This window comes from Kitasatospora sp. NPDC059571 (assembly GCF_042735675.1).
Classification (GTDB): Bacteria; Actinomycetota; Actinomycetes; order Streptomycetales; family Streptomycetaceae; genus Kitasatospora.
Window position 1 is genome coordinate 18,686 of sequence record NZ_JBHWBW010000028.1, and the last position, 13,649, is coordinate 32,334.

The window sequence follows — 13,649 nt, forward strand, 5'->3', positions numbered from 1 at the left end:
GGTACCAGGTGAACCGCCACATCGTGGTCGACGACGTCACCGTGGAGGGCGCGGGCAGCTGGTACACGATCGTCAAGGGCCGCCCGGTCGACCTGGCCACCCCCGGCCCCCCCGGGGGCGGGCCCTGCCGCGTTTCGCGGGGGCCCTGCGCCGTGAGCCCGCCCATCCGCGTCTCGATGACCGACCGTCAGCCGTTCCCGCTCACAGCTTCGTTCTATTTTATAGCTAGATAAATGGCATTGATGTGCGCTACGATTGCGTCGTACGGCTTACCATGTCCTGGTCCGGGGAGGATCTCGTGCTTGCAGTGGACGTCCGGCAGGCGCTCAAAGGTGGCGAGACGGTCCGGGAGGCCGCGGCCCGCTGGTGGCGGTTCGGCGAGCAGACGATCGCCGACCACGGCGACTTCCTGCTCGCGTTCGTCGACGGCGGCGTGTGCGTCGGCGCGTTCGAGATCCGCGGCGCCGAACCGGACCCGCAGGCGGGCGGCAAGTACGCCTTCGACCTGGAACCCGCCGAGCGGTTCCGCTGGGCGCTGGGGGAGCGGCTGCCGCTACCGCCCGGCCGCAACCCGGCCCGGATCATGACCGGAGCCGCACTGCGCACCTTCCTCGACGCCGACCCCGGCCGCGCGCCGCTGCCGGCCCGGACCGCGGGGGACGGGCGATGACCGACACCCCGGACCCGATCGACGCACTCCTCGGCGCCGGCCCGCGCCGCCCCGTCGCCCTGCCGGAGCCCGCCGAGCGCGAGTGGCTGCGCACCGAGTACGGGCTGACCAAGGCCGAGACCGCGAAGGCCCTCGGTATCAGCACCAGCACGTTCACCGCGTGGGAGAGCGGCCAGCGCGACCCGCAGGGCGAGGGCCGGGCCGCGTATGCCAAGCTCCTGGACGGGATGGCCGCCCGCCTCCTCCCCTCGGACTCCCAGCCTGCCCCCGCGCCGGCTCCGGCGCCCGTACAGAACGCGGCCGTCACGTCGGCGGCGTTCGGCGGCGCGGCCGAGCTGGACCGGACGCCGTCGGGCGAGCTCGTCGCCGGCCCGGCGCAGCCCTGTGTCCGGTGCGGACGCCCCACCCCCTACCGCTCGGCCGGCCGGCCCATGCACATGGGCGGCTTCTGCGCCCCCGCCCCCGCCACCGGGCCTGCACCTGTCACTGCTGCCGCGGCGCCCGCTCCCGTGCACGGTGCGCCGGGCCGCCGGCCCGCGCCCGCTTCGGCTCCGGCCCGGTCGGCGCGCCCGGCGAGTGCCTCGCGTGCGAGTGCCCGTCCGGCGCGGAAGGCGGCATCCAGTCCTGCTCCGGCGTACGACGCCCGCGCCGCCGCGGCCGAGAAGTTCCCGAACGGGCCGCTCGCCGTCCTCGCCCCGGCCCCGTCCGGGCGCGGCCTGACAGCGCACCTGGTCGACGGCCGCGTCCTGGACGTCCCCGCCGGGACGCTGGCGGAGCTGACCGAGTGGACGCTGACCGCGGGCATGGGCGAGCCGCGGCTGCACAAGCACGGCAAGGACGGCGACCCGCTGATCGTCCTCACCGACACGGCTGCCGCCCTGCTCGGCCTGCCGCCGATGGGCAGCGACGCCGACGGTCATTTCGAACGCCGCCTCGGCCGCCTCCCCGACACCCACAAGACCGTCAAGGCCCTGACCAAGGCAGGGTGGCAGCTCACCCAGCGCGGCTTCGGCCCCTGGGCCCGCGTCTACCGCACCCCCGACGGCGCCAAGCGGGCCTGCGTCCAGTACTGCATCCCCGCCTGGGCCGCCCTCACCTCCGCCGGCTGGAGCATCCCCGACGGCCTCGACGCACCTGCCCTCGCAGCCCTGCTCGGCGGCTACGCCGAACGCGTCATGACCCCCCGCGGCTCCACCGCCGTCACCGGCCTCTCCCTCATGGAAGCGCTGCGCCCGCCGACCCGCGCGGTGCGCACCGAGTCGGGCTGGACCTCCGGTGCGGTGGAGGGCTCGCGGACGTTCGCGTTCGACCCGGCGCCGCCGGAGGCCCCCGCGGAGCACCCGGTCGCGCAGGACCGCGACCCGGGCGACGTGCTGATGACGGAGGCGTGGGACTGGATCCGCCCCGTCGAGGCGATCGGCGAGGCGGAGCGGGCCCTGCCGCACGTGGTGGGGCTGGACATCAACACTGCGTTCCTCGCCGCCGCCGGCCGCCTGAACATGGCCCTGTCGGAGCCGGTGCACGAGCTCAACCCGGTCTTCGACCCGAAGATCCCCGGCAGCTGGAAGTGCGATTTCTCCGCCGCCCGGCTGGATCCGCGGCTGCCGAACCCGTTCACCCCGGACGGCCTGCCCCCGACCGGCCCCGCCTGGTACACCACCGCCAAGGTCGCCTACGCCCGCGAACTCGGCCTCACCGTCGCCCCGATGGAGGGCTGGCTGCGGCACGAGTCCGGGCCGTGGCTCGACCCCTGGCACAAGCACCTGCGCGCCGCCTACCTGACCACCATGGAACGGCTCGGTGTCCCGCTCGACCTCGGCGAGAAGGACCCGCAGGCGTTCCTGGAGGTCATGGCCGGCCTGAGGGAGTTCGGCGACCCCGTCGAGCTGGCGATCCTCGCCGCGGTCAAGGCGACGGCGAAGGGCGGCGTCGGCAAGCTCCGCGAGCGCCCCCGCGGCGCCTCCTACCGGCCCGGGCAGCGCTGGCCCGCACTCGAGCGGCCGACCTGGGACCCGCTGAACCGCGCGCTGATCATCGACACCGCCACGGTCAACCAGCACCGCAAGATCCGCCGCCACGCCGAGGCCACCGGCCGGTTCCCGATCGCGATCCTGTCCGACTGCACCGTCTACCCGTCCCCCGGCCCCTCCGCCCTGGACCTTCTCCGCGGTCCGGACGGGGCGTTGACGACGGTGTGGCGGCTCGGCATCTCTCCGGGCCTGTGCAAGCACGAGGGCACCCAGACCATGGACTGGGCCATGGAGCTGATCGCGGACGACACCAACCCGGGCCGACACATCAAGGGCGGCGACGCCGTCGCCGAGGGGGAGTGAGCTGAGTGGACGCCATCGACCGCGGGCTGGAACGCGCCCTGCAGACCCAGCCCATCCCCAAGACGCTTCCCGGCCGGATCAACTTCCTGATCCGGCAGCTCAAGGGCACCCGCAACGTCGCGGCCACGCTCGGCGTCTCGATGCGCTCGGTGGAGCGGTGGCGCAAGGGCGCCGGCATCGGGAAGGACAACGCGCAGAAGGTCGAGGACGCGGTGCGCGAGCGCTGGCAGCCCCGGGTGCGGCAGCGGGTGCGCGAGGCCGCCGAGGCGCGTGGCTTCACCGTCGAGGTGATGGCGTCCTTCGGCTTCAAGTCGGCCGGCCTGTCGACCGACGACCCGCGCGAGCGGATCGTCACCCAGCGCCTGCCCGGCAGCGTTGCTCGCGATCTCTTCGCCGCCCGCGACCGCGGCGCCGGCGAGCAGGAACAGCAGCAGATCATCGCCGAAGGCCTCGGCCAGGCCTACTTCCAGGACAGCGGCCGCCGCGCCCGCGGCCTCCAGGTCACCCTCACCGGCCTCGAATGGGCCGACTTCTCCGTCTGACCTGCTTGCCTGTTCGGCACCCGCAGCTGGTCACAGGACTCGCCTGCTCGAAGCCGGACGTCCAACGAGACGCCCAGTCAGGTTCGGAGGAGCTCGCGGAGGTCGGTGACGGTCCTTTCGCCGGTGCGGCTGGAGGGGATGTGGCGCAGGAGGTCGGTTGCCCGTGTGCGCACGAGTCCGGTGCGCTGGTCGGTGGGCAGTTCGATGAGGGCGTCGATGGCCCGTCGGCAGCCTTGGGCGGTGTCTCCGGCGTGGTGGTCGCACAGGGCGGCGTCCATGCGCATCAGGGCGCGGGCCTGGTGGCTGCTGGGCCCGGACAGTTGCAGGGCCGGGTCTGTCCAGTGAATGGCTCTGTCCCGTAATCGGTGGTGACCAAGTGTGACGATTGTCGTTGGCATGGTGTGGGTGATGTCAACGAGCTTGTGGGCGTGGTGTTTTCGGGGCTGTCGGCGCTGGTCGTGGAGAGTGTGTCGGACGAGCATGAGGTGATCCGGGTGTCGGCCCGGACTCGCGACGATCCGGTTCCGTGCCCGGTGTGCGGGCAGCCGACGGGGCGGGTGCACGGCTTCCACGGGCGGGTGATCGCGGATCTGCCGGTGGACGGCCGGCGGGTGGTGGTGTCGGTGCGGGTCCGACGCCTGGTGTGCCCGGTGCTCGGCTGCCCTCGGCAGACGTTCCGCGAGCAGGTTCCCGGCATCGTCGAGCGATACCAGCGCCGCACCAGGCGACTGACTAACCAACTCGGCGCTGTGGTCAAAGAGTTAGCGGGCCGGGCGGGCGCCCGCCTCTCCCGCGCGCTGACGTGCGCAATCTCCCGCTCGACCGCCCTTCGCCTGCTGATGCGCCAGGCTCTGCCGCTCCTTCACGTCCCGCGCGTGCTCGGCGTCGACGACTTCGCCCTCAAGCGCCGGCACCGCTACGCGACTGTGATCATCGACGCCGAGACCGGCGAGCGGATCGACGTCCTGCCCAACCGCACCGCCCAGACGCTGGTCGAGTGGCTGCGCGAGCACCCCGGGGTCGAGTACGTCTGCCGGGACGGATCCGGCTCCTACGGCGAGGCGATCCGCCAGGCCCGCCCGACGCGGTCCAGGTCAGCGACCGGTGGCACCTCTGGTCGAACCTGTGCGACAGGGTCCTGGCCGAGGTCCGCTCCCACGCCGTCTGCTGGGCCGGCGCCGTGAACCCCGTCCGGCCCGGAGGCGTGCGCGAGCAGACCACCCGCGAGCGCTGGCACCAGGTTCACACCCTGCTCGGCCAGGGCGTCGGCCTGCTCGAATGCGCCCGCCGCCTCGGCGTCGCACTGAACACCGTCAAGCGGTACTCCCGCATGAAGGAGCCCACCGGCGACCGCCGCGCTCCCCGCTACAAGCCCACGCTCGTCGACCCCTACCGCGACCACCTGCGCCGACGCCGGGCCGAGAACCCCGCTGTGCCCGTCACCCACCTCCTGCGCGAGATCAAAGAGTTGGGTTACACCGGCAGCGCCAACCTGCTGGTCCGCTACCTCACCCAGGGCCGTGCGGACGGCGACAAACCCGTCACCACCCCCAAGCGCTTCGCCCGCCTCCTGCTCACCCGCCCCGAGAACCTCCGTGACAAGGACACCGCGCTCCTGGGGGAACTCACCGGAGCCTGCCCCGAGATGACCGAACTCGCCGGCCTCACCGGCGAGTTCGCCCGGCTACTGGCCCCGGCGGAGGACAACGACGCCAAACTCACCGACTGGATCGCCCGCGTCCGCGCCGCCGATCTGCCCCAACTGCACTCCTTCGCCAACGGCCTCGAACTCGACCGCCCCGCGGTCGACGCCGGACTCACCCTCCCCTACAGCAACGGCCGCACCGAAGGCGTCAACACCCGAACCAAGCGAATCATGAGGCAGATGCACGGCCGAGCCGGCTTCCTCCTGCTCCGCCACCGAATCCTCCTCCAGTGATCACCACACAGCGTAACCACCGATTACGGAACAGAGCCGTTCTTTTTACAGACCCCCGGGCACCCCACGGAGCCGTTGTGGTCAGCTGGAACGGGACTGTCATCGAGTGGCACAGCGGCACTGGATCGGCCCTCGAGGTGCCGTTTCCGGCGCCGCGGCACGAGGATCCGTCGGCAGGACAGACCGGGGCCGCCGTCTTCACCCGCGGAGATCGTGCCGCAGCCGGCTGGGCCATGGCATACAACAGCGTGACCTGAGGTCATGTCTCGACTGGATCTCTGCACCCGCTCTGGCGCCAGGTGCTTTCGGCTGCAGCCGGTGCTCAATCGCGCAGCGTGCTCTCGACTGGGTGGACTGCTCGGACGACGACTCGCGGGTGGCCGATGGAGCGAGTGCCTTGGAGTGCACCGAGGGGGAAGGCGGTGGCGGGCGTCGGAACGAGGCCGCCACTGGGGTGGACGCAGGCGTCATCGATACAGGCCAGCCCCCTGCTCAACCTGTTCTTGCCCGACCCCGGCACCGGGCCTTCGAACCCGCTCATGCATTCTTGCCTGCTCTTCGTCGGCGCCCATGCGTAAGCCTGTGTGGGTCATGCTGCAACGTCCGATGTCGCGGAGCGGGGCACCTGCGGCACGAGTCAGGTACGTATACGGGGTGCTGGCGGCAGGGGGCAGGTACGTATAGGCGGCGGTGCCCGGCGGCGGCGCCGGAGGCTGGCGAGCCGCTGCTTCGACAAGTTGCGCTCTGGCCGGTTCGGGCAAATAGTCCCAAATGCGAGCCTCGGGATCGGATCCGAGGCTGTGGGCCGCCCGCGGCCACAGGCCGGGCGCAAGGGGGCCGTGCGAAGACGGCAATATGACAGGAGGTGCGCATGAATGACGTCCCTGCCACCACCAGCGACTCCGGCGCCTGGGTGGAGAGCGACGAGCATTCGCTGACGGTCGGGCCGGACGGGCCGGTCCTGCTCCAGGACGCCTATCTGATCGAGCAGATGGCCCAGTTCAACCGGGAGCGCATTCCGGAGCGCCAGCCCCACGCGAAGGGCAGCGGCGCCTTCGGGCATTTCGAGGTGACCGACGATGTGAGCGCCTACACCCGGGCGGCACTCTTCCAGCCCGGTACCCGCACCGAGGTCCTCGCGCGGTTCTCCACGGTCGCGGGGGAGCGGGGCAGCCCGGACACCTGGCGTGACCCGCGCGGGTTCGCCCTGAAGTTCTACACCTCGCAGGGCAACTACGACATGGTCGGCAACAACACCCCCGTCTTCTTCCTGCGGGACCCGATGAAGTTCCAGCACTTCATCCGGTCGCAAAAGCGCAGGGCCGACAACAACCTGCGCGACCACGACATGCAGTGGGACTTCTGGACGCTCTCGCCCGAGTCCGCGCACCAGGTCACCTGGCTGATGGGCGACCGCGGGATCCCGCGGACCTGGCGCCACATGAACGGGTACACCTCCCACACCTACATGTGGATCAACGGGGCCGGCGAGCGCTACTGGGTGAAGTACCACTTCAAGACCGACCAGGGCATCGAGTGCTTCACCCAGCACGAGGCCGACCAGATGGCCGCCGTCGACACCGACTTCCACACCCGGGACCTGTTCGAACACATCCGCGACGGGCAGTTCCCGAGCTGGACCCTCCACGTCCAGCTGATGCCCTTCGGCGACGCCGCGGCCTACCGCTTCAACCCGTTCGACCTGACCAAGGTCTGGCCGCACGGCGACTACCCGCTGGTCCGGGTCGGCCGGCTGACTCTAGATCGCAACCCCACGGACAACCACGCCGAGATCGAGCAGGCCGCGTTCCAGCCCAACAACTTCGTGCCTGGCATCGGGCCGAGCCCCGACCGGATGCTGCTGGCCCGCCTGTTCTCCTACGCCGACGCGCACCGTCACCGCATCGGCGCCAACTATCAGCAGCTCCCGGTGAACGCCCCCGTCGTGCCCGTCCACACCTACTCCAAGGACGGGGCGATGGCCTACCGGAAGACCAGCGACCCCGTCTACGCGCCGAACTCCAAGGGCGGCCCCGCCGCCGACCCGGAACTCTTCGGAGCCGCGCCGAGCTGGCACACCGACGGCGACATCGTGCGCACGGCCTACGCCGGCCACGCCGAGGACGACGACTGGGGCCAGGCCGGAACCCTGGTGCGCGAGGTCATGGACACCGACGCCCGCGACCGCCTGGTGGACAACGTCGTCGGGCACCTCCTCGACGGCGTCTCCGAGCCCGTTCTGCAGCGGGCATTCGCCTACTGGGCCCGCATCGACGCCGAGACCGGCCGGCGGATCGAGGAGGGCGTCCGCGCCAAGGCCGGCAACGGAATCTAACCGGGCCCTGGTCCGTCCGGCCCTCGGCCTGCAGTCGTTCCACCCGGCACGCCCGGGGCGGCTGCGGGCCGGGGGCTCGCCGCGCCGGGCGGCGCAGGGGTGTGCCCGAGGGAAGCCGAGGCCCCGTGTGCCTGTGGCCGCAGGCGGCGGACCGGCGCTGTCCAGCAGGCGTGGCCGCCCGTTGACCGCCCGCGACGGTGCCGGCCCGGCCGAATGGCGGCGGGCGCAAGCCCTCGATGGAGCCGTCGGCCGAACGGTCCGCAGACGGCGGCATCGCAGGGCCGAAGTCGCGCGGCGCGCCCCCGCGTGGACCTGAGTTCCACAGAATCCCCATACGCCATTGTTGACGGTGCTCACATCGCGACCTATAGTCATGTGTGCACCGCTTACATGACGAGTGAGGAGCTGGGACATGTCTTCGTCGCAGAAGGACAGCATCATCAAGGTCGATCTGGGTGGCCGTACGGTCTCGGTCCCCAAGGGGGGCCTCTACGACCGGTACCGGATGGATCCGAACATCGAGGAGATCGCCCGTGATCCCCGTGTGAGCGGGGTGGACTTCTTTCGACAGCTGCCGAAGATCAAGGTCGACTCTCCGATCGGTCCCACGCTGACCCCGAACTTCTACTACAGCATCTCGACGGCGCGGATCACGATGCTGGCGCCCTCCAGCGCGATCCGCAGCCGCCTGCCGGGGGAGCTCAAGCCGCTGGAGATCGCCCCCGGCCTCGGCCTGGTCTCGGTGATGTTCTTCCGCTACGACGTGTGCGACATCGACTTCTACACCGAGGCTGCCGTCGGCATCGCCGTGAAGCCCGCGCGGCACGGGAAGCTCGGCTTCTTCGACCTGGTCGCCGGCCTCAAGAACGAGCACCTCGACTCCTACGTGCTGTCCCTGCCGGTGAGCACCGAGATCGCCCAGGTCCGCGGCCACGACGGCTACGGCTTCCCTAAGTGGGTCACCGGCCTCGACGTGGAGATCGACGACGACCGGACCGTCGCCCGCGTCGCCAACGACGCCGGCGGCATCGACCTGGCGCTGCAGGCCCCCACCCCGAAGCAGAGCGCCCACTCCAGCGGAGACCGCGTCAGCTCGCTCACCTCGTACACGCAGATCAACGGCGCCTGGCACTCCACCCTCAGCCAGACCAACGTGCTGAACGCCGGGACCACGCGCGTCCCGCGGGACCTGCGCCTGAAGCTCGGCGAGGGCCGGATGTCCGACGACCTGCGCTCGCTGCGGCCAATGCGGACCATCCAGTTCGACGTGATGACCGAGGGCCAGCTCGCCCTCCACATGCCGGTCCCCACCTCGGTCCCGCGCCGGATCAAGTAAGGAGTCCTCGCCATGGCCAACACCCACACCGCCCGCCCCACCGCCACAGGCAGCCGGGCCCTGCCCCCCACCATCACCCCGGCCCTCCTCAAGCGTCTGACCTCGAGAGTTTCGGCCGCTCCGGATGCCGCCAGGGTCACCACCAGCGCCCCCTACTCCGGCACCCTCCTCGGCGACTTCCGAGTCTCCACCCCCGACGACGTCGAGGCGGCGTTCACCCGCGCCCGCGCCGCCCAGGCCACCTGGGCCGCCACGCCGATCGCGGAGCGCAAGCGGATCATGCTGCGCTTCCACGACCTCGTCCTCGCACGGCAGGAGGAAGTGCTCGACCTCATGCAGGCCGAGAACGGCAAGACCCGCCGCGACGCGTTCCTCGAAGTCGTCGACATCGGAATCGTCGCCCGCTACTACGCGCGCAACGCCGCCAAGTACCTGCAGCCCAAGCGCCGCCGCGGCGCGATCCCGCTGCTCACCCACACCACCGAGCTGCGCCACCCCAAGGGCGTGGTCACGGTGATCTCGCCGTGGAACTACCCGCTGAGCATGGCCGCCAGCGATGCCATCGCCGCGCTCATGGCGGGCAATGCCGTCGTCCAGAAGCCCGACACCCAAACCGCGCTCACCGCTCTCTGGTCGCTCGACCTGATGTACGAGGCGGGGCTTCCGGCGGACGTGTGGCAGATCGTGGTCGGCCGGGGCAGCTCGATCGGCGGCGCGCTGATGGACAACGCCGACTACATGATGTTCACCGGCTCCACCGCCAGCGGCCGGCAGATCGCGAGCGACGCGGGCCGGCGCCTGATCGGCGCCTCCCTCGAACTCGGCGGAAAGAACCCGATGATCGTCCTGGAGGACGCCGACATCGAGAAGGCCGCCGCCAGCGCCGTCAACGCCTGCTTCCCCTCCGCAGGGCAGCTGTGCGTCTCCGTCGAGCGCCTGTACGTGGCGGAGTCGATCCGCGAGAAGTTCGTCGCGGCGTTCGTCGAGCGCACGAAGAAGCTGAAGATCGGCGCCGCCTACGACTACAGCGTCGACGTCGGCTCCCTCACCACCCCCTCGCAGCTGAAGACCGTCACCGACCACGTCGACGACGCCGCCGCCAAGGGCGCCACCGTCCTCGCCGGCGGCCGGGCCCGCCCGGACCTCGGACCACTCTTCTACGAGCCGACGATCCTCACCAACGTCACCCCCGACATGACGGTCTACGACCACGAGACCTTCGGCCCGGTCGTCTCCATCTACTCCTTCCGCCACGTCGAGGAGGCGATCGCACGGGCCAACGCCACTCCGTACGGCCTCAACGCCAGCGTCTGGACCCGCAACGGGGCCCGCGGCCGGGCCGTCGCCGCCCGGGTGCACGCCGGCACCGTCAACGTCAACGAGGCGTTCGCCGCCGCCTGGGGAAGCATCGACGCGCCGATGGGCGGCATGGGCGACTCCGGACTCGGCCGCCGCCACGGCGCCGAGGGCATCCTCAAGTACACCGAGGCCCAGACGATCGCCCACCAGCGGATCCAGGGCTTCTACCCGCCGGCCCGGATCAGCCCCGAGACCTGGGCGACCCTCCTGACCGGAAGCATCAAGGCCATGAAGGCACTCGGCTTCCGCTGAACAGCGGACGCCCCGCAGGGCTGTGGCACCGATCGCAGGCCACGTCACGAAGAGAGGGCGAGCCGCCCACAGGACACGCTCGCCCTCTTCGCCGCTCTACTGCCGGACAGGCCGTCCCAGGTGCCGTTCACGCGCAGCCCACCGCCAGTGCCGTGACAGCACTGGCGGACCCAGCGCTGTGCGGCCGCCCGGCCGGTCAGTTGTTGTGGAGTGCGGTTTTGAGGGCGTCGATGGCGAGTTTGCGGGCGATGTTGGCGGCGCGGGTGTCGCGGAGGCTGTCCAGGAGCATGAAGTCGTGGACCATGGCCTGGACGCGGACGGAGGTGACGTCTACGCCGGCCTCGCGGAGCCTGTTGGCGTACTGCTCGCCCTCGTCGCGCAGGACGTCGGCCTCGTCGGTGATGACCAGGGTGGTCGGCAGGCCCTTCAGCTGCTCGAGACTCGCTTGCAGGGGCGAGGCGTGGTGTTCGGCGCGCTGGGCGGGGTCGGTGGTGTAGGCGTCCCAGAACCACTTCATGCCGTCACGGGTCAGGAAGTAGCCCTCGGCGAACTGGTGGTAGGAGGGGGTGTCGAAGTTCGCGTTGGTCACCGGGTAGAGCAGGACCTGGGCCTTCAGGTCGATGCCGCCGCGCTCCTTGTTCATCAGCGCGAAGACCGTGGACATGCAGCCGCCGACCGACTCGCCGGTGACGGCGATCCGGGAGGTGTCCAGGCCGTGCTCGGCCCCGTGCTTCATCACCCACTGGCCGACCGCGTAGTTCTGCTCGACCTGGGTGGGGTACTTCGCCTCCGGCGCCCGGTCGTAGACGGGGAACACGCCCGCGGCGCCCGCACCGACCGTCAGCTCGCGAAAGAGCCGGTCGTGGGTCACGTCGTCGCCGAACACCCAGCCGGCGCCGTGGATGTAGAACACCACCGGCAGCGGACCGGCGACACCCTTCGGACGGATGATGCGGGTGCGGACGGTGCCCCACTCGCCGGCATCCACCTCGACCCACTCCTCGTCGACCTCCGGCCGTCCCACACTCGGGTCGACCTGCAGGCCCAGCAGGATGTCACGGCCCTGCTCTGGCGGGACCTCGTAGATCCGCGGATGCGGATCCGTCGCATCACACAACTCCTGCGCAGCGCGCTCCAGATACGGCGTGATCGGCGGAGGAAGCTCGGTCATTGGTCACTCCCGTAGTGTTCCCAGGCACACGGATGCCCCTGTTGCGGCCGCGTCGGCCACGCTTGACGAACCTCCCCGGCCAAACCTCCCCTCCTTTCATCGTCGGGTCCCGTGCACGATGCGCAACCCGTCACGGATCCAGGCCGGCCCTGAGGCATACCCGCGCGCGGGAAGCTGACCTGGTGATCGGCGTCATCGCCCTTCAGCTGCTGTTCGTCGCCTCCTACGTGGAGCACTGCACGAGCCCAGATTCAAGGACGTGCCTTTCGGCGTCGTGGCACCACAGGCCCTGGCCGAACAGTCCGTGACCCGCTTGGACCAGCTTCCCGGCTCCCCGCTGGATCCCCGTGCACTGCCCGACGGACAGGCAGCGCGCGACCAGACCATGAACCGGGACATCGACGGAGCGCTCCTGGTGCACTCCACCGACACCACCGACACGCTGCTCGTCGCGTCAGGCGGCGGAAGAGCTCTGTCTCTCGCGCTGGACACGCTCGTCACCACCCTGGACAGGCCCCAGGGACGCACTGTCCGCACCGTTGACGTGGCCCCGTCCTCCCCGCACGACTTCAACACAGCCTGTCGTCGTTCTACCTGGTCATCGGCTGGTGCGTCGGCGCATACCTGTGCGCGTCGATCCTGGCGATCAGCGCCGGTGCCCGTCCGGCCAACCCGACCCGCGCGGCGACGCGCCTGGGCACTATGACACTGGTCTCGCTCGTCTTCGCCGTCGGCGCCGCGGCCCTCGCCCTCCAGGGCCTGTTCGGCGTCGTCGGCATCGGCCTGGCGATCCTGCTCATCGTGATCCTGGGCAACCCCGGGCGCGGGCGGCGTCTTCCCCGCACCGATGCTTCCGCCCTTCTCGCAGGCGGTCGGCCCAGCCCTGCCACCGGGTGCCGGTACCTGGGTGGCCCGCTCGATCTCCTACTCCGACGGCAACGACATGACCTCCGCTCTGCTGGTGCTGTCGGCCCGGGCGGTCGCCGACGTCCTCATCACTACGATCGCGGCGGTCCTGCGACAGCGCCGCGCCGCGCCGGCGGACGGCGCCGGTGGTCGGGCGGGGCCAGGGACGCGGGGAACCTGAGCGGGCCTCTACCCAATGCGGAACGAAACTGTTTCGTTTCGCGACCCCGTCGGGGACTGTCGCCAGCGGCCCACCTCTGTCGGGAAACCCCATTTGTACGCATGCCGGGCCGGTCAGTGATGCGGTCCGAGCATCCCGGGGATAGCTGTGAAGGGAGGCCGCAGCCAGCCTCCACGACCACCAACGAAACCTCGGGGTACACGATGCGGGCGGATGCCGACAGCCAGCGCCCGGCCGGGGACCGCGGGCGGCGGATCTCCGCGGGAAAGGCCTCGGCCCACAACCTGCACCGGGTGAGTCTGGCGATCCCCGGGGAAGTCCTGATGGCCTTCACCGGGGTGTCCCGGTCCGGGAAGCCATCACCGGCCCACGGTGGCAGCCGAGGCGCAGCGGCTGGTGAACGACTCCTGCCCGACCTTCGTGCGAAACCGCCTGCCCCAGGCCGCCCAGCCGGACGTGCAGCGGATCGACGGCCTCACGTTCACCGTGCTGATCGACCAGCGGCGGTTCGTGGGCAACGCCCGGGGGCGGGGGGCCCCGCGGCCGCCCCCCCCCCAAGGGCCCCGCGTCACCCCCGTAGGCGGGTACAAGAGCCGCTGCGGCGGTGGGGTGTGGGCGGGGGGAG

General features: G+C 71.0%; 9 protein-coding genes and 2 pseudogenes. 9 read left to right on the forward strand and 2 right to left on the reverse strand.

The window, feature by feature from the left end:
• Positions 1 to 298 precede the first annotated feature (298 nt).
• From ACFV0G_RS05945 to tpg, 3 genes are read left to right on the forward strand one after another with little or no spacing between them, the layout of a single operon-like run.
• The gene (locus ACFV0G_RS05945; protein WP_380542264.1) at positions 299 to 670 is read left to right on the forward strand and encodes a hypothetical protein; all 372 of its coding nucleotides are present in this window, start codon (positions 299 to 301) and stop codon (positions 668 to 670) included.
• The gene (gene tap / locus ACFV0G_RS05950) at positions 667 to 3,003 is read left to right on the forward strand and encodes a telomere-associated protein Tap (RefSeq protein WP_380542267.1); all 2,337 of its coding nucleotides are present in this window, start codon (positions 667 to 669) and stop codon (positions 3,001 to 3,003) included. Before ACFV0G_RS05945 ends, tap begins: the two co-directional genes overlap by 4 nt.
• A 5-nt stretch (positions 3,004 to 3,008) precedes the next feature.
• Positions 3,009 to 3,545: a telomere-protecting terminal protein Tpg gene (tpg, locus tag ACFV0G_RS05955; RefSeq protein ID WP_380542270.1), complete on the forward strand. Its 537-nt coding sequence runs from the start codon at positions 3,009 to 3,011 to the stop codon at positions 3,543 to 3,545.
• Between the two features lie 77 nt (positions 3,546 to 3,622).
• Here the strand turns inward: tpg and ACFV0G_RS05960 are convergent, their stop codons facing one another.
• Entirely contained in the window at positions 3,623 to 3,823 is a 201-nt protein-coding gene (locus tag ACFV0G_RS05960) for a hypothetical protein (protein ID WP_380542273.1), read from the reverse strand.
• Between the two features lie 153 nt (positions 3,824 to 3,976).
• On the opposite strand from ACFV0G_RS05960, the pseudogene ACFV0G_RS05965 reads away from it, so the two are divergent.
• From ACFV0G_RS05965 to ACFV0G_RS05980, 4 genes and pseudogenes are all read left to right on the forward strand, one after another.
• Positions 3,977 to 5,484: pseudogene (locus ACFV0G_RS05965) on the forward strand (ISL3 family transposase).
• 871 nt (positions 5,485 to 6,355) lie between these two features.
• On the forward strand, positions 6,356 to 7,819 hold the full coding sequence (locus tag ACFV0G_RS05970; protein WP_380542276.1) for a catalase: 1,464 nt from the start codon (positions 6,356 to 6,358) through the stop codon (positions 7,817 to 7,819).
• 412 nt (positions 7,820 to 8,231) lie between these two features.
• Entirely contained in the window at positions 8,232 to 9,155 is a 924-nt protein-coding gene (locus ACFV0G_RS05975; RefSeq protein ID WP_380542279.1) for an acetoacetate decarboxylase family protein, read from the forward strand.
• 12 nt (positions 9,156 to 9,167) lie between these two features.
• Positions 9,168 to 10,766 (forward strand): succinic semialdehyde dehydrogenase, encoded by a 1,599-nt coding sequence (locus tag ACFV0G_RS05980; protein WP_380542282.1) that lies wholly within the window; start codon positions 9,168 to 9,170, stop codon positions 10,764 to 10,766.
• A gap of 196 nt (positions 10,767 to 10,962) precedes the next feature.
• On the opposite strand, the gene ACFV0G_RS05985 is transcribed toward ACFV0G_RS05980, so the two are convergent.
• Complete coding sequence (locus ACFV0G_RS05985; RefSeq protein ID WP_380542285.1) at positions 10,963 to 11,937, reverse strand: alpha/beta hydrolase; 975 nt, start codon at positions 11,935 to 11,937, stop codon at positions 10,963 to 10,965.
• Positions 11,938 to 12,086: 149 nt separating this feature from the next.
• On the opposite strand from ACFV0G_RS05985, the pseudogene ACFV0G_RS05990 reads away from it, so the two are divergent.
• Both ACFV0G_RS05990 and ACFV0G_RS05995 read left to right on the forward strand, forming a co-directional pair.
• Positions 12,087 to 13,024: pseudogene (locus tag ACFV0G_RS05990) on the forward strand (DUF3533 domain-containing protein).
• Between the two features lie 372 nt (positions 13,025 to 13,396).
• A partial coding sequence (locus tag ACFV0G_RS05995) for a hypothetical protein (RefSeq protein ID WP_380542288.1) occupies positions 13,397 to 13,649 on the forward strand: 253 nt, incomplete at its 3' end.

Bases quoted from the DNA above. Each gene is read 5' to 3' on its own strand.
- ACFV0G_RS05975 (WP_380542279.1), top strand. From the start codon at position 8,232: ATGTCTTCGTCGCAGAAGGACAGCATCATCAAGGTCGATCTGGGTGGC.
- ACFV0G_RS05960 (WP_380542273.1), bottom strand. From the start codon at position 3,823: ATGGACGCCGCCCTGTGCGACCACCACGCCGGAGACACCGCCCAAGGC.
- ACFV0G_RS05985 (WP_380542285.1), bottom strand. From the start codon at position 11,937: ATGACCGAGCTTCCTCCGCCGATCACGCCGTATCTGGAGCGCGCTGCG.
- ACFV0G_RS05970 (WP_380542276.1), top strand. From the start codon at position 6,356: ATGAATGACGTCCCTGCCACCACCAGCGACTCCGGCGCCTGGGTGGAG.
- tap (WP_380542267.1), top strand. From the start codon at position 667: ATGACCGACACCCCGGACCCGATCGACGCACTCCTCGGCGCCGGCCCG.
- ACFV0G_RS05980 (WP_380542282.1), top strand. From the start codon at position 9,168: ATGGCCAACACCCACACCGCCCGCCCCACCGCCACAGGCAGCCGGGCC.